General features: G+C 70.1%; 12 protein-coding genes and 1 riboswitch. Of the genes, 8 read left to right on the forward strand and 4 right to left on the reverse strand.

The window, feature by feature from the left end:
• Positions 1-11: 11 nt before the first annotated feature.
• From RZ84_RS25225 to gcvT, 4 genes are all read right to left on the reverse strand, one after another.
• Positions 12-1,394: an L-serine ammonia-lyase gene (locus tag RZ84_RS25225; protein ID WP_043266212.1), complete on the reverse strand. Its 1,383-nt coding sequence runs from the start codon at positions 1,392-1,394 to the stop codon at positions 12-14.
• A gap of 255 nt (positions 1,395-1,649) precedes the next feature.
• Positions 1,650-2,909 carry a serine hydroxymethyltransferase gene (gene glyA / locus RZ84_RS25230; protein WP_043266213.1) on the reverse strand — a complete coding sequence of 420 codons (1,260 nt, stop codon included), beginning with the start codon at positions 2,907-2,909 and terminating at the stop codon, positions 1,650-1,652.
• A 51-nt stretch (positions 2,910-2,960) separates the two neighbouring features.
• Positions 2,961-3,338 (reverse strand): glycine cleavage system protein GcvH, encoded by a 378-nt coding sequence (gene gcvH, locus RZ84_RS25235; RefSeq protein WP_043266214.1) that lies wholly within the window; start codon positions 3,336-3,338, stop codon positions 2,961-2,963.
• A 151-nt stretch (positions 3,339-3,489) separates the two neighbouring features.
• Positions 3,490-4,617, reverse strand: a complete 1,128-nt coding sequence (gene gcvT / locus RZ84_RS25240; protein ID WP_043266215.1) for a glycine cleavage system aminomethyltransferase GcvT — start codon at positions 4,615-4,617, stop codon at positions 3,490-3,492.
• A gap of 151 nt (positions 4,618-4,768) precedes the next feature.
• Positions 4,769-4,864, reverse strand: a riboswitch (glycine riboswitch).
• A 287-nt stretch (positions 4,865-5,151) separates the two neighbouring features.
• On the opposite strand from gcvT, the gene RZ84_RS25245 reads away from it, so the two are divergent.
• The 8 genes from RZ84_RS25245 (at position 5,152) to RZ84_RS25280 (ending at position 15,002) form a co-directional block, all read left to right on the forward strand.
• Entirely contained in the window at positions 5,152-5,994 is an 843-nt protein-coding gene (locus RZ84_RS25245) for an enhanced serine sensitivity protein SseB (protein ID WP_078894165.1), read from the forward strand.
• A 62-nt stretch (positions 5,995-6,056) separates the two neighbouring features.
• A complete protein-coding gene (locus RZ84_RS25250; protein ID WP_043266216.1) occupies positions 6,057-6,848 on the forward strand; it encodes an enhanced serine sensitivity protein SseB C-terminal domain-containing protein in 792 nt (263 codons plus the stop codon).
• A gap of 436 nt (positions 6,849-7,284) precedes the next feature.
• Positions 7,285-8,283 (forward strand): ABC transporter permease, encoded by a 999-nt coding sequence (locus RZ84_RS25255; RefSeq protein ID WP_043266217.1) that lies wholly within the window; start codon positions 7,285-7,287, stop codon positions 8,281-8,283.
• A 79-nt stretch (positions 8,284-8,362) separates the two neighbouring features.
• Positions 8,363-10,111: an ABC transporter substrate-binding protein gene (locus RZ84_RS25260; protein WP_043266218.1), complete on the forward strand. Its 1,749-nt coding sequence runs from the start codon at positions 8,363-8,365 to the stop codon at positions 10,109-10,111.
• Between the two features lie 78 nt (positions 10,112-10,189).
• Entirely contained in the window at positions 10,190-11,200 is a 1,011-nt protein-coding gene (locus tag RZ84_RS25265) for an ABC transporter permease (RefSeq protein WP_043266219.1), read from the forward strand.
• Positions 11,197-12,327 (forward strand): ABC transporter ATP-binding protein, encoded by a 1,131-nt coding sequence (locus tag RZ84_RS25270; protein WP_043266220.1) that lies wholly within the window; start codon positions 11,197-11,199, stop codon positions 12,325-12,327. The genes RZ84_RS25265 and RZ84_RS25270 overlap by 4 nt, the downstream gene beginning before the upstream one ends.
• A complete protein-coding gene (locus tag RZ84_RS25275; RefSeq protein WP_078894167.1) occupies positions 12,324-13,493 on the forward strand; it encodes an ABC transporter ATP-binding protein in 1,170 nt (389 codons plus the stop codon). The genes RZ84_RS25270 and RZ84_RS25275 overlap by 4 nt, the downstream gene beginning before the upstream one ends.
• A 99-nt stretch (positions 13,494-13,592) precedes the next feature.
• Entirely contained in the window at positions 13,593-15,002 is a 1,410-nt protein-coding gene (locus RZ84_RS25280; RefSeq protein WP_043266221.1) for a M1 family metallopeptidase, read from the forward strand.
• Positions 15,003-15,013: the final 11 nt, after the last annotated feature.

Here is a 15,013-nt window from a genome sequence, read left to right on the forward strand (position 1 = left end):
GAGGTGCTACCTCAGCACTCGATGATGTTCACCGCGAGGCCGCCGCGGGCGGTCTCCTTGTACTTGACGCTCATGTCGGCGCCGGTGTCCTTCATGGTCTTGATGACCTTGTCGAGGGAGACGTGGTGCCGGCCGTCGCCGCGCAGGGCCATGCGGGCGGCGGTGACGGCCTTGACGGCGGCCATGCCGTTGCGTTCGATGCAGGGGATCTGGACGAGACCGCCGACCGGGTCGCAGGTCAGGCCGAGGTTGTGTTCCATGCCGATCTCGGCGGCGTTCTCGACCTGTTCGGGGGAGCCGCCGAGGACCTCGGCGAGGCCGCCGGCGGCCATCGAGCAGGCGGAGCCGACCTCGCCCTGGCAGCCGACCTCGGCGCCGGAGATGGAGGCGTTCTCCTTGAAGAGCATGCCGATCGCGCCGGCGGCGAGCAGGAAGCGGACCACGCCTTCCTCGTCGGCACCGGGGACGAAGTTGGTGTAGTAGTGCAGGACGGCGGGGATGATGCCGGCGGCGCCGTTGGTGGGGGCGGTGACGACCCGGCCGCCGGCCGCGTTCTCCTCGTTGACGGCCATGGCGTAGAGGGTGACCCACTCCATGGCGCGGGCGGCGGCGTCGCCCTCGGCGCGCAGCGCGCGGGCGGCGTTGGCGGCCCGGCGGCGGACCTTCAGACCGCCCGGCAGGATGCCCTCACGGGACATACCGCGCTGGACGCAGCCCTGCATGACCCGCCAGATCTCCAGCAGGCCCGCGCGGATCTCCTCCTCCGTACGCCACGCCTTCTCGTTCTCCAGCATCAGGGCGGAGATCGACAGGCCGGTCTGCGCGGAGAGGCGGAGCAGTTCGTCGCCGGTGCGGAAGGGGTGCGTCAGGACGGTGTCGTCGAGCTTGATGCGGTCCTGGCCCACCGCGTCCTCGTCGACGACGAAGCCGCCGCCGACCGAGTAGTAGGTCTTCTCCAGCAGGGGCGCGCCGGCGCTGTCGTAGGCGAAGAGCGTCATGCCGTTGGCGTGGTACGGCAGCGAGCGGCGGCGGTGCAGGATCAGCTGGGTGGACTCGTCGAAGGCGATCTCGTGGGCGGTGCCTATCTCGGCGCCGAGGAGGCGCAGGCGGCCGGTGGTGCGGATGCGGGCGACCTCGTCGTCGGCGGTTTCCACGTCGACGGTGCGGGGGGAGTGGCCTTCGAGGCCGAGGAGGACGGCCTTGGGGGTGCCGTGGCCGTGGCCGGTGGCACCGAGGGAGCCGAAGAGCTCGGCGCGTACGGAGACCGTCTGGGCGAGCAGACCGTCCTTCTTGAGCCGGCCGGCGAACATCCGGGCGGCGCGCATGGGGCCCACGGTGTGCGAGCTGGAGGGGCCGATGCCGATGGAGAAGAGGTCGAAGACGGAGATGGCCACGGGGGCGGACTCCTTTGTCTGCTCGTGATGGACGGTGGAGCAAGTCGGGCAGGAGGGGCTTTTCCGTCCCGACTGTCGAGCGTAACCCGCTCGGGTGGTGCTGCCGCCGGACGGTGGGCGTCGGACGGATGTCAGCGGGAACAACGGAGGAATCCGGGCAGCAGGGCGCGAGCCCGGGGCCGGCCACCGGCCCCGGGCTCGCCACCCGCTTCGTCCCGGCCCGCGAACGGGCCGGCCCTCATGTCATGAAACGCGTCACAGGGACGGGTAGAGGGGGTACTTCTCGGCGAGCGCCGTGACCCGGGCCTTGAGGGCGTCGCGGTCGTAGCTGGGCTTGAGGGCCTCGGCGATGATGTCGGCGACCTCGCGGAAGTCATCAGCCCGGAAGCCGCGGGTGGCCAGCGCGGGGGTGCCGATGCGCAGGCCGGAGGTGATCATCGGCGGGCGGGGGTCGTTGGGGATGGCGTTGCGGTTGACGGTGATGCCGACCTCGTGGAGGCGGTCCTCGGCCTGCTGGCCGTCCAGCTCCGAGTCGCGCAGGTCGACCAGGACGAGGTGGACGTCGGTGCCGCCGGACAGGACGGAGACGCCGTACTCCTTGACGTCGTCCTGGACGAGGCGCTCGGCGAGGATCCTGGCGCCTTCGAGGGTGCGCTGCTGGCGCTCCTTGAACTCCTCGGAGGCGGCGACCTTGAAGGAGACCGCCTTGGCGGCGATCACGTGCTCCAGGGGGCCGCCCTGCTGGCCGGGGAAGACCGCGGAGTTGATCTTCTTGGCGAGGTCGGCGGTGGAGAGGATGACACCGCCGCGGGGGCCGCCGAGGGTCTTGTGGGTGGTGGTGGTCACCACATGGGCGTGCGGGACGGGGGAGGGGTGCAGGCCCGCGGCGACGAGGCCGGCGAAGTGGGCCATGTCGACCATGAGGTAGGCACCGACCTCGTCCGCGATCCGGCGGAAGGCGGCGAAGTCGAGCTGGCGGGGGTAGGCGGACCAGCCGGCGACGATGAGCTTGGGGCGGTGCTCCTTGGCGAGGCGCTCGACCTCGGCCATGTCGACGAGGTTGGTCTTCTCGTCGACGTGGTAGGGGACGACGTTGTAGAGCTTGCCGCTGAAGTTGATCTTCATGCCGTGGGTGAGGTGTCCACCGTGGGCGAGGTTGAGGCCCAGGATGGTGTCGCCCGGCTTGATCAGCGCGAACATCGCGGCGGCGTTGGCCTGTGCGCCGGAGTGCGGCTGCACGTTGGCGGCCTCGGCGCCGAAGAGGGCCTTGATGCGGTCGATGGCGATCTGCTCGACGACGTCGACGTGCTCGCAGCCGCCGTAGTAGCGGCGGCCGGGGGAGCCCCCGGCGTACTTGTTGGTGAGGACGGAGCCCTGGGCCTCCATGACGGCGACCGGAGCGAAGTTCTCCGAGGCGATCATTTCGAGGGTGGACTGCTGGCGGTGCAGCTCGGCGTCGACGGCGGCGGCGACGTCGGGGTCGAGCTCATGGAGAGAGCTGTTGAGAAGCGACATGAGGTCTTCCTGGAGGATCGGGACGGGTGCGAAGCTCCGGCAGGGGCGGGCTCAGCCGGCGGTGAAGGCGGTGTACTCGTCGGCCGTGAGCAGGTCTTCCGGCTCGCCGGTGACCCTCACCTTGAACAGCCAACCGCCCTCGAACGGGGCGGAGTTCACCAGCGAGGGGTCGGTGACGACGTCCTCGTTGACCTCCGTGACCTCGCCGTCGACGGGTGAGTAGAGGTCGCTGACCGACTTGGTCGACTCCAGCTCACCGCAGGTCTCGCCTGCGGTGACCGTGGCGCCGACCTCGGGGAGCTGCACGAAGACGACGTCGCCGAGCGCGTTCGCCGCGTGCTCGGTGATGCCGACCGCCGAGACGCCGTCCTCGGCGGCCGACAGCCACTCGTGCTCCTTGCTGTAGCGCAGCTGCTGGGGGTTGTCCATGGTTCGATTCTCCTGTACGCGGGGGTGTGGTGGTGACGGGGGTCGCCCCTGGCGAGGCCGGGGCGCGGGTCGTGCCGGGAGACGCGCGGCGGTGGTGCGGCGCCGCCGGGTCCGCGGCCGGTGAACCGTTACTGCGGTGGCGGCCCGGCCGCTACTTCTGCCGCTTGTAGAAGGGCAGCGCGACGACCTCGTACGGCTCATGGCTTCCACGGATGTCCACCCGGACACCCTCGGAGCCCGGTGTGGCGTAGCCCGCGTCGACGTACGCGATGGCGATCGGCCTGCCGAGGGTGGGGGAGGGCGCCCCGGAGGTGACCTCGCCGATGACCGTGCCGTCGGCCGCGACGACCGGGTGTCCGGCGCGCGGCACCCGGCGGCCCTCGGCGATCAGGCCGACCAGCTTGCGCGGCGGTGCGCTCGCGGCCCGTTCGGCCGCCGCCGCCAGCGCGGCGCGGCCCACGAAGTCCCCGCCGTTGGTGGTCTTCTCGAACTTCACCACCCGACCCAGACCGGCGTCGAACGGCGTGGTGGCGGAGGTCAGCTCGTGCCCGTACAGCGGCATACCGGCCTCCAGGCGGAGCGTGTCGCGGCAGGACAGCCCGCACGGGACCAGTCCGACGTCCCGGCCCGCCTCGGTCAGCGCCTCCCACAGCGCGACCGCGTCCGCCGGCCGGACGAACAGCTCGAAGCCGTCCTCGCCGGTGTACCCGGTGCGGGCGATCAGCGCGTCCACTCCGGCGACCGTGCCGGGCAGGCCCGCGTAGTACTTCAGCCCGTCCAGGTCGGCGTCGGTCAGCTGCTTGAGGATGCCCGGGGACTCCGGGCCCTGCACCGCGATCAGCGCGTAGGCGTCCCGGTCGTCGCGGATCGCGGCGTCGAAGCCGCCGGCCCGCTCGGTCAGCGCGTCCAGCACCACCTGCGCGTTGGCGGCGTTGGCGACGACCAGGTATTCCTGCTCGGCGAGCCGGTAGACGATCAGGTCGTCGAGGATGCCGCCGTCGGGCGCGCAGATCATGGTGTAGCGGGCGCGCCCGACGGCGACGCCGCCGATGTTGCCGACCAGTGCGTAGTCGAGGAGGTCGGCGGCCTGCGGGCCGGTGACGGTGATCTCGCCCATGTGGGAGAGGTCGAAGAGGCCGGCGCGGGTGCGGACCGCGACATGCTCGTCGCGCTCGCTGCTGTAGCGCAGCGGCATGTCCCAGCCGGCGAAGTCGGTCATGGTCGCGCCGAGCGCGCGATGGGTGGCGTCCAGCGCGGTGCGGCGGGGGGCTTCAGTCATCGTTCCGGGCTCCCGGGCATGGGTGACAAGACGGTCTCCCCATCTGTCATCGGAACCTGAGAGGTTCACCGGGATCCCGCGAACGGACCCGGTTTGCACCTTGGGTGGAGCCGCCCCGGCAACCGGGCAGCGGCTCGCTTTTCAGATCTGCCTCGCCCGCGCGGTATAGGGGCCTGAGAGATTCAAGGGAGGACTTGCTCCTTCGGCGCCCCGCCGTGGTGGCCGGGGACTCTCCCGCGCGGGTTCAAGCGGCCGGTATGGAGTTGGCGGCGCACGGGTGACCAGAGGTGCGCCCGTGGCGGCCACATCATTACACGGGATCGCCGGATAAAGGAGCCCTGGTCGTCGCCCCGCCCCGGCCGGCCCCGCCGGGGCGGCCACGCGGTTCCGGAAGCCGCCGGGTCCGCGGTGCCTCCGGCGGCGGCCGTCGCCGGAGGCACCCTGCTCCTGTGTGCGGCTCCGGCTTCGGGCGCACCGGTACCTCCCGCTAGGGTCTTTGGCCAGACAGCGCGCGGTCGGCAATGGGTGGGTGACATGGACTATCCGGAGAACTTTCCGGGGAACTTTCCGGCGCCGGGGGACTTCCCGGACCAGGGGATTCCGCAGCTGGCCTGGCCGGCGAACGAGCTCGAAGAGGTGCTGGCCGCGTCGGTCGGGCATCCGGAGGCGGGCGGCCGGATCGTCGAGGTGCTGGGCCGCAGCCGGGTGTGGGTGCCACTGCCCAAGGGAGGCGGCCCGGACAGCGCGGGGTTCGGGACGGCCGGCCTCGACGTGCCGACGGTGGAGATCGGCGGGGCCGCGTACGTCCCGGTCTTCAGCTCCGAGCAGGAGTTCATGAGGGTCGTCGGGGCGCATATGAGCTTCACCGTCGCGCTCGCCCGGGAGTTCGCCCGCGGGCTGCCGCCGCTGATGGGCATCGCGGTCAACCCCGACGGCACGGTCGGCATCCCGCTGCCGCCGCCCGCGGTGGCCGAGCTGTGCCGCACCGGGCGTGCGGAGCCGACCGCCGGTCTGCCGAGCGGCGCCCGGGTGCGGCTCTTCGAACCGGACTGGCAGGACGAGCCGGTGGACTTCCTCGCCGCGGCCGGACTGGAGTTCTCCGGTGCCGGGTTTGTCCTGACTGCCCGGCGTGCCCTGGCGAGTGTCGAGGGCGACGCGCCCGCGCTGTTCGTCGGCGTGCAGCTCGACGTGCCCGCCGAGCGGCTGTACGACGGCGGCGCCCGCCAAGAGGTGCTGACGGCCCTGGGACGTGCGCTCGGTGCGGTGCCGGTGCCCTGGCCCGTCCAGCTCGTCCTGCTCGACATCGCCCAGGGGGATCCGGTCGCCGACTGGATGCTGGAGCGCGTGCGGCCCTTCTACACCCGGGACCACTCGTAAGCTGGTTGGACGACGGGCGGGCGCACCCTCACGTGCCCTGCTGACAGAAGGGACGGGACCACGTGAGCGCGGGTGCGCATCAGGGGCCGGCGGCGGCCGGCCAGGTCGAGCAGATGCTGCAACAGGTCTCGCCCGGCCGCTACGACGCCTACGAGGCGCTGCTGCACGCGCTCGCCCGGAGCCAGGTCTGGATGCTCCTCTGGCACGGCCGCGCCGGGATGCCCGACGCCCAGTACGGGAACATGGAGGTCGACGGGCTGGGCTACGCCCCCTGTGTGACCTCCGCCGCCGAACTGGCCGCCTCCGGCTGGAACCGCGACCACGAGCTGGTCACCGGTACGGAGATCGCCGCCGCCCTCTTCCCCGACCGCTGGGGGCTGTGGCTGAACCCGCACGCTCCGGGCGGCGGCGTCGGCATCCCCTGGCTCGACCTGCGGCGGATCGCCGGCGGTCTCGACCGGCTGCCCGCCGGGCCGCTGCGGATCTCCGAACCGGTCATCGACATCCCGCAGTTCTACGCCCTGCTCGCCCAGAACGCCCACCGCACGCCCGCCGTACGGTCGTTGCGCCGGGCCTGGGTCCAACCCGCCCTCGGTGCCCCGTATCTGGCGATCGGGCTGGATCTGTACGACACCGGCCAGCCGGCGGTGGATTCGGTGCGGTTGATGATCCAGCAGTCGATGGGCGCCGTTCCGGACGGTCTGCCCGTTTCGACCGTCGCGATGAACGACGAGTACGACCCGGTCGGCATGTGGATGCGGGCCTGCGCGCGCCCCTTCTTCGACCGCGACGGCGCTACCCGGCCGCCCGCTCCCGGACCGTCCTACGGTTACGGATACCCGCGTCCCTACTGACGCGGGCGGGGCGTTCCGGGAGCCCCCGCCGGCTGCCGCTCTTCGGCTGAATTTCCCCTGTCCATAAGGGTAGTTGGTGCCTTTTCGGGCGCCCTTCGGACCGTGTTTCGGTCCGGTCGGACCGCACTGCTGTTCGCATAGCGGAGGACCGTGGCTCAGATCACGGTTGTGCATCCTTTCCCTGCGGGGGCTGGTGAGTGATCGCCGGTCGGATGAAGACTCCGGCGGCACAGGGCCTCGGTCCCTTGTGCGAGCGTCGCCTCCGAACGGCACCGCAGCACCTCTGATCCACCGCAGCACCTCTGATCTTCCGTTGGGTGAACTCCCCTGACGCCATGACGCATGGGCGGCAGGGGACGTGTCAGTGAGGGAATCCGGGCCGCTACCGCGGCGGGCACCGGCCGGCCACCGCCGGCCGAGAGGGGGCGAGGGCACCGTGACCGCACCGATCGAGACCACCGCGGCAGCCGCCCAGGCGCAGCCGGAAGCGGTGCTGGAGGGCGTGGCGAGCAAGCGGATCGAGGGGCGCTCGCTCGGCCAGATCGCCTGGCTGCGCTTCCGCCGCGACCGGGTCGCGGTGGCCGGTGCCGTCGTTGTCGTCCTGCTCATCCTGATCGCCGCGCTCTCCCGTCCCCTCCAGGCGCTTTTCGGACTCGACCCGAACCTGCCGCACCCGGACCTGATCGACCCCAACACCACGCTCCCCAAAGGGGACTTCGGCGGGATGAGCGGCGACCACCTGCTGGGGGTGGACCCCAAGTTCGGCCGCGATCTGCTCGCCCGGATCCTGGAGGGCTCCTGGGTGTCGCTGCTGGTGGCGTTCGGCGCGACGCTGCTGTCGGTCGCCATCGGCAGTGTGCTCGGCGTCGTCGCCGGCTTCTACCGCGGCCGGGTGGACGCGTTCATCAGCCGGATGATGGACGTCTTCCTCGCCTTCCCGCTGCTGCTGTTCGCCATCGCGATCTCCGCCTCGCTCCAGGGCGGAGCGTTCGGCCTCCAGGGGCTGCCGCTGCACATCTCGGTACTGATCTTCGTGATCGGCTTCTTCAACTGGCCGTACATGGGCCGGATCGTGCGCGCGCAGACGCTGTCGCTGCGCGAGCGGGAATTCGTCTCGGCCGCCCGCGGGCTGGGCGCGCGCGGGCCGTTCATCCTCTTCCGGGAACTGCTGCCCAACCTGGTGGGGCCGATCATCGTCTACTCGACGCTGCTGATCCCCTCCAACATCCTCTTCGAGGCGGCGCTGAGCTTCCTGGGCGTCGGTATCCAGCCGCCCCAGTCCTCCTGGGGCGGCACGCTCACCCAGGCGGTCAAGTACTACGAGGTCGACCCCCAGTACATGATCGTCCCCGGCCTCGCGATCTTCGTCACCGTGCTCGCCTTCAACCTGCTCGGTGACGGACTGAGGGACGCACTCGACCCGCGCAGCCGCTGACGGCCGCCGGGCGCCCCGAACCGCACCACCGCCGTTTCGTAAGGACGTTTCAGGACGAACGAAGGGGATACCGACCACTATGCGAAGGTCAGTTCCGGTCGCGGCTGTCGCGGCCCTCACCAGTGCGGGCCTTTTGCTGGCCGGCTGCAGCGGAAAGGGTTCCTCGGACAGCACGGCCGAGGCCAACGCCGCCACCAAGAGCGTCGTCAACGCCTCGGACGCGAAGGGGGGCACCCTCACCTACGCGATGAGCGACGCCCCCGAGTCCTTCGACCCGGGCAACACCTACTACGCCTTCGTCTACAACTTCAGCCGCCTCTACGCCCGTCCGCTGACCACCTTCAAGCCGGGCCCCGGCACCAAGGGCGAGGAACTGGTCCCGGACCTCGCCGAGTCGATGGGCAAGCCCGGCGACGGCGGCAGGACCTGGACGTACAAGATCCGCAAGGGCGTCAAGTACGAGGACGGCACGCCGGTCACCTCCCAGGACGTCAAGTACGCCGTGGAACGCAGCAACTTCGCGCGCGACATCCTCTCGCTGGGCCCGAACTACTTCCAGCAGTTCCTCGTGGACAACGACGGCGGCTACAAGGGGCCGTACAAGGACAAGTCCAAGGAGGGGCTCAAGTCCATCGAGACCCCCGACGCGCAGACCATCGTCTTCCACCTCAAGCAGCCGTTCGCCGAGTTCGACTACCTGGTGAGCGCCCCGCAGACCGCGCCGGTCCCGCAGGCCAGGGACAAGGGCGCGGACTACACCAAGAGCGTGGTCTCCACCGGCGCGTACAAGTTCCAGAACTACCAGGAGGGCAAGCAGCTCACCCTGGTCCGCAACCCGAACTGGTCGGCGCAGACCGACCCGCTGCGCAAGCAGCTGCCGGACAAGATCGTGCTCAACCTGAAGGTCGCCCAGTCGACCATCGACAAGGACCTCCAGTCCGGCAACACCCTGGTGGACATGGCCGGCCGCGGCGTCGACGGCCAGACCCAGGCCCAGCTCCTGACCGATCCGAAGCTGAAGGCCAACACCGACAACGCGCTGGGCCAGCGCCTCGTCTACACGGCGATCAACACCAAGGTGGCGCCGTTCGACAACGTCGAGTGCCGCAAGGCCGTCGAGTACGCCATCGACAAGAAGGCGGTGCAGACCGCGCTCGGCGGTCCGATCCGCGGTGAGATCGCCTCCACGGTCCTGCCGACGGACATCGCCGGCTACCAGAAGTACGACCTGTACCCGCAGAAGTACAGCGGCGACAACCTGGACCTGACCGAGGCCAAGCAGCACTGGGCCAAGTGCGGTGCGGGCAAGGTCAACACCACGATCCTGGCCCGCAACGACCGCCAGGACGAGGTCGACGCGGCCACCTCGGTCATCGGCTCGCTGAAGAAGATCGGCATCAACGCCAAGATCCAGTCGTACCCGACCAGCAAGTACTTCTCCGACTACGCGGGCGTCCCGGCGTTCGACAAGTCCAACAACGTCGGCCTGATCATGATGCAGTGGGGCGCCGACTTCCCCACCGGCTACGGCTACCTCCAGCAGATCCTCAACGGCAAGGCGATCAGCCAGTCCGGCAACAGCAACCTGTCCCAGCTGGACGACCCGGAGATCAACAACCTGCTCAACAGCGCCATCGCCAACACCGACAAGGGCGCCCGCGAGAAGGCGTACGCCGAGATCGACCGGAAGGCGATGGAGCAGGCGGCGATCGTCCCGCTGACCTACTTCAAGGTCCTGATGTACCGCTCGCCCAAGGCCACCAACTTGGTGTCCACCTCGGCCTTCAGCGGTGAGTACGACTACCTCGACATCGGCGTCAAGAAGTAGCAGCCCCGGAAGGCAGGTGAAGGCATTGGTGTCCGCGGGCCGGTCGCGCCCGGCCCGCGGCACCGGCGCCGCATCCCCGTGTTCTCGTACCTCATCCGCAGGTTGATCAGCGCAGTGATCCTGCTGCTGATCGTCAGCGCGGTCACTTTCGGCATCTTCTTCCTGCTGCCGAAACTGGCCGGGCAGAGCACCGACCAGCTCGCCCAGCAGTACATCGGAAAGGCCCCCACACCCGCGGACATCGCCGCGGTGAAGAAGAACCTCGGGCTGGACAAGCCGGTGTACGAGCAGTACTGGGAATTCCTCAAGGGCATTTTCGTCGGCGTCGACTACAAATTCGGACCGGAAGCGGCCAAGTGCCATGTACCGTGCTTCGGTTACTCCTTCAAGACGCATATCGAGGTCTGGCCGGAAATCGAGTCCCGGCTCCCGGTGACGCTGTCACTGGCCGCCGGCGCCGCGGTGCTGTGGCTGGTCTCCGGCGTCGCCACCGGAGTGCTCTCCGCGCTCCGCCCCGGCTCGTTCTTCGACCGGATGGCCATGGGCGTGGCGCTGGCCGGCGTCTCGCTGCCGATGTTCTTCACCGGCGCGCTGGCACTGGCCCTGTTCACCTACCAGTGGCCGATCTTCGAGCGCAGCGACTACGTCCCGCTGCTCCAGGACCCGTTCCTGTGGGCCCGGACGCTGGTGCTGCCGTGGGTCACCCTGGCCTTCCTCTACTCCGCGCTCTACGCCCGGCTCACCCGGGCGGGCATGCTGGAGACGCTGAGCGAGGACTACATCCGCACCGCCCGTGCCAAGGGCCTGCGGGAGCGCAAGGTGGTCCTGCGGCACGGGCTCCGGGCCGCGCTCACCCCGATCGTCACCGTCTTCGGTATGGACCTGGGCCTGCTGCTGGGCGGTGCGCTGATCACCGAACAGGTCTTCTCGCTCAAGGGAGTCGGCGCCTTCGCGGTCGACTCGATCAACGCCAACGACCTGCCGAACATCCTCGGCGTCACCCTGCTCGCCGCGTTCTTCATCGTCATTTGCAACCTGGTGGTGGACGTTCTGTACGCCGCCGTCGACCCGCGGGTGAGGCTCACGTGACCGACGCTTCCGAGAACACGACCGGGCCGGCCGCACAGGCCGGGGAAGCCCCAGAAGCAGGGCAGTCGGCGCCGGCCGGTTCCGCCGGTCCCACCGCCTTCCTCGAAGTCCGCGATCTGAAGGTGCACTTCCCCACCGACGACGGCCTGGTGAAGTCCGTCGACGGCCTGACCTTCAGCCTGGAGAAGGGCCGGACGCTCGGCATCGTCGGCGAGTCCGGCTCCGGCAAGTCGGTGACCTCGCTCGCCGTCATGGGGCTGCACCGCGCCTCCCGGCGGCAGCGCGGCAAGGTCCGGATGTCCGGCGAGATCTGGCTGGGCGGCCGGGAGCTGGTCTCGGCCGATCCCGACGAGGTGCGCCGGCTGCGGGGCCGCGAGATGGCGATGATCTTCCAGGATCCGCTGTCCGCGCTGCACCCCTACTACACGGTCGGCAACCAGATCGTGGAGGCGTACCGCGTCCACCACGACGTCGACCGGAGGACCGCGCGCAGACGGGCCGTCGAGATGCTCGACCGGGTCGGCATCCCGCAGCCGGACAAGCGCGTCGACGACCATCCGCACCAGTTCTCCGGCGGCATGCGCCAGCGCGCCATGATCGCCATGGCGCTGGTCAACAACCCCGAGCTGCTGATCGCCGACGAGCCGACCACCGCCCTGGACGTCACCGTCCAGGCGCAGATCCTGGACCTGATCCGCGATCTCCAGAAGGAGTTCGGCTCGGCAATCGTCATCATCACCCACGACCTGGGCGTGGTGGCCGAACTCGCCGACGACCTGCTGGTGATGTACGGCGGCCGGTGCGTCGAGCGGGGCCCGTCGGAGAAGGTCTTCGCGACCCCGCAGCACCCCTACACGTGGGGCCTGCTCGGCTCCATGCCGCGGATCGACCGCGACCAGACGGACCGGCTGATCCCCGTCAAGGGCTCGCCGCCCAGCCTGATCAACGTGCCGTCCGGCTGTGCCTTCAACCCCCGTTGCCCGTACGCGGACGTCCCCGCGGACAACGCCACCCGCACGGTGCGCCCCGAACTGCGGCAGGTCGCCGGCCGGCACTTCACCGCGTGCCACATGGCGCAGGAGGAGCGGGAGCGTATCTGGACCGAAGAGATTGCGCCGAAGCTTTGACCGAGACGACCGAGACGACTCAGACGGCCACGACGCCGCAGACCGCTCCGACGACCGGGGCCACACAGGCGACCGAGTCCCCGACGCAGGACGGGCCGCTGCTGCGGGTACGCGGCCTGGTCCGGCACTTCCCGATCACCAAGGGGCTCCTCAAACGCAGGGCCGGCGCCGTCCAGGCGGTCGACGGCATCGACTTCGACGTGCTGCCGGGGGAGACCCTGGGGGTCGTCGGCGAGTCCGGCTGCGGCAAGTCGACGATGGGCCGGCTGATCACCCGGCTCGACGAACCGACCGGCGGCACCATCGAGTTCGCGGGCCGGGACATCACCCATCTGTCCCCGGGCCGGCTCCGGCCGCTGCGCCGCGACGTCCAGATGATCTTCCAGGACCCGTACGGCTCGCTGAACCCGCGGCACACCATCGGCGGCATCGTCTCCACCCCGTTCCGCCTCCAGGGCATCGAGCCCGAGGGCGGCGTGAAGAAGGAGGTGCAGCGGCTGCTGGAGCTGGTGGGCCTGAGCCCGGAGCACTACAACCGCTATCCGCACGAGTTCTCCGGCGGCCAGCGGCAGCGCATCGGGATCGCCCGCGCGCTGGCCCTCAAGCCGCGGCTGGGGGGCGCCGACGAGCCGGTCTCGGCCCTGGACGTCTCCATCCAGGCCCAGGTCGTCAACCTCATGGACGACCTCCAGGAGGAGCTGGGCCTGACCTACGTCATCATCGCCCACGACCTCTCGGTCATCCGGCACGTCTCCGACCGGATCGCGGTGATGTACCTCGGCAAGATCGTCGAACTCGCCGACCGCGCGTCCCTCTACGCGTCGCCGCGGCATCCGTACACCAAGGCGCTGCTGTCCGCGGTCCCGGTGCCCGACCCCAGGCGGCGCACCGAACGCGACCGGATCCTGCTGAAGGGTGACGTCCCCTCGCCGATCGACCCGCCCTCCGGCTGCCGGTTCCGCACCCGCTGCTGGAAGGCGACGGGGGAGTGCGCCACCACCGAGCCGCCGCTGGTCGAGCTGCGGACCGGGCACCGGGTGGCCTGCCATCACCCCGAGGGCGAGGGGACCGACCCCGGACACGAGGGAACCAACCCCAAGGGCGATGGTCCCAACTCGTCCACGATGACCGAAATTTCGGCCGGTGTGGCAGCAACTGATCAGTAAGTCCTGACGACTTGGCAAAGTCGTGGGTGAAGTGTGGCGGGAGAGTGCAGAGTTGGCACGGTTGTTCTAATCGCATCCGTGTGTTGGAAGGGACGGCTCATGGCACTCTCCCGCTCTGCGCGTCGCACCTCCCGCTGGCTCGCCCTGGCGACCGCGGTGGCCTCGGCCGCCACCATCGCCGCCGCCCCGGGCGCCACCCCCGGCGCCCCCGGGGTCGGCGACCCCTACTTCCCCGCAATGGGCAACGGCGGCTTCAAGCCCCTCCACTACGACCTCGGCGTCAGCTACCACCCCGACTCCGGCCGGCTCGACGGCCGGACCACGCTGTCCGCCCGGGCCACCCAGAACCTCTCGACGTTCGACCTGGACCTCCAGAAGCTGACCGTCGACTCGATCCGGGTGAACGGCCGCCGGGCCCACTTCACCAGAACCGGCGACAAGATCGTCATCCGCCCCGGCGCCCCGCTCTCCCGCGGTGCGCGCTTCGCCGTCACCGTCGTCTACCACGGCGTCCCGCAGCCGCTCAGCGGCCCGATCGTCTTCGGCTCCAAGTACGGCTGGATGAAGACCAAGAGCGGCGTCTTCGTCGCCTGCGAGCCGAACGCCGCCTCGACGTGGTTCCCCTCCAGCGACCACCCCAGCGAGAAGGCCACCTACGACATCCGCATCGACGCGCCGAAGGGGCTCACCGGCGTCTCCAACGGGCGGCTCGTCGCCTCCGGCGAGTCGCACGGCCGCTCCTGGTCCCACTGGCGCGAGAGCCGCCCGATGGCGACGTACCTGGCGACCGCCACCATCGGCAAGTTCGACGTCCGTACCGGCACCACCCCCGGCGGCACCCCGATCTATGTCGCCACCGACCCGACCCTCCCCACCGGCAAGGTCGACGTCTACGGCATCACCGCGGCGGCCACCGACTACTGGTCCAAGCTCTTCGGCCCCTATCCCTTCGAGGAGACCGGCGCGGTCGTCGACGACATGCCGGAGGCCGGCTTCTCCCTGGAGGTGCAGTCCAAGCCGGTCTACTCGGCGGTGCGCAACGAGACCACGATCGTCCACGAGCTGGCCCACCAGTGGTTCGGTGACTCGGTCTCGGTCAAGCAGTGGAAGGACATCTGGCTCAACGAGGGCTTCGCCACGTACGCCCAGTGGCTGTGGGCCGAGCACCGCGGCACCACGACCACCCACGACGCCTTCCGCAAGGCGTACAACTCCCTGCCCGCGAACGACCCGCTCTGGAAGATCAAGGTCTCCGACCCGCAGCGGGACACCATGTTCTCCCACGCGGTCTACGAGCGGGGCGCGATGACCCTCCAGGCGCTGCGCGAACGCATCGGCGACAAGGCGTTCTTCAAGCTGCTGCCCACCTGGACCGCGCAGCACCGCTACGGCAACGCGAACACCGCCGACTTCATCAGGCTCGCCGAGAAGGTCTCCGGCAAGCGGCTGGGCGGGCTGTTCCACACCTGGCTCGACACTCCGGGCCGCCCGGCCCTGCCGGGGAACTGACCGCTCGCCCG

Source organism: Streptomyces sp. CT34 (genome assembly GCF_000805335.1).
Classification (GTDB): Bacteria; Actinomycetota; Actinomycetes; order Streptomycetales; family Streptomycetaceae; genus Streptomyces.

Coding starts and splice junctions, on each gene's coding strand:
- glyA (WP_043266213.1), bottom strand. CDS start 2,909: ATGTCGCTTCTCAACAGCTCTCTCCATGAGCTCGACCCCGACGTCGCC.
- gcvH (WP_043266214.1), bottom strand. CDS start 3,338: ATGGACAACCCCCAGCAGCTGCGCTACAGCAAGGAGCACGAGTGGCTG.
- gcvT (WP_043266215.1), bottom strand. CDS start 4,617: ATGACTGAAGCCCCCCGCCGCACCGCGCTGGACGCCACCCATCGCGCG.
- RZ84_RS25245 (WP_078894165.1), top strand. CDS start 5,152: ATGGACTATCCGGAGAACTTTCCGGGGAACTTTCCGGCGCCGGGGGAC.
- RZ84_RS25260 (WP_043266218.1), top strand. CDS start 8,363: ATGCGAAGGTCAGTTCCGGTCGCGGCTGTCGCGGCCCTCACCAGTGCG.
- RZ84_RS25280 (WP_043266221.1), top strand. CDS start 13,593: ATGGCACTCTCCCGCTCTGCGCGTCGCACCTCCCGCTGGCTCGCCCTG.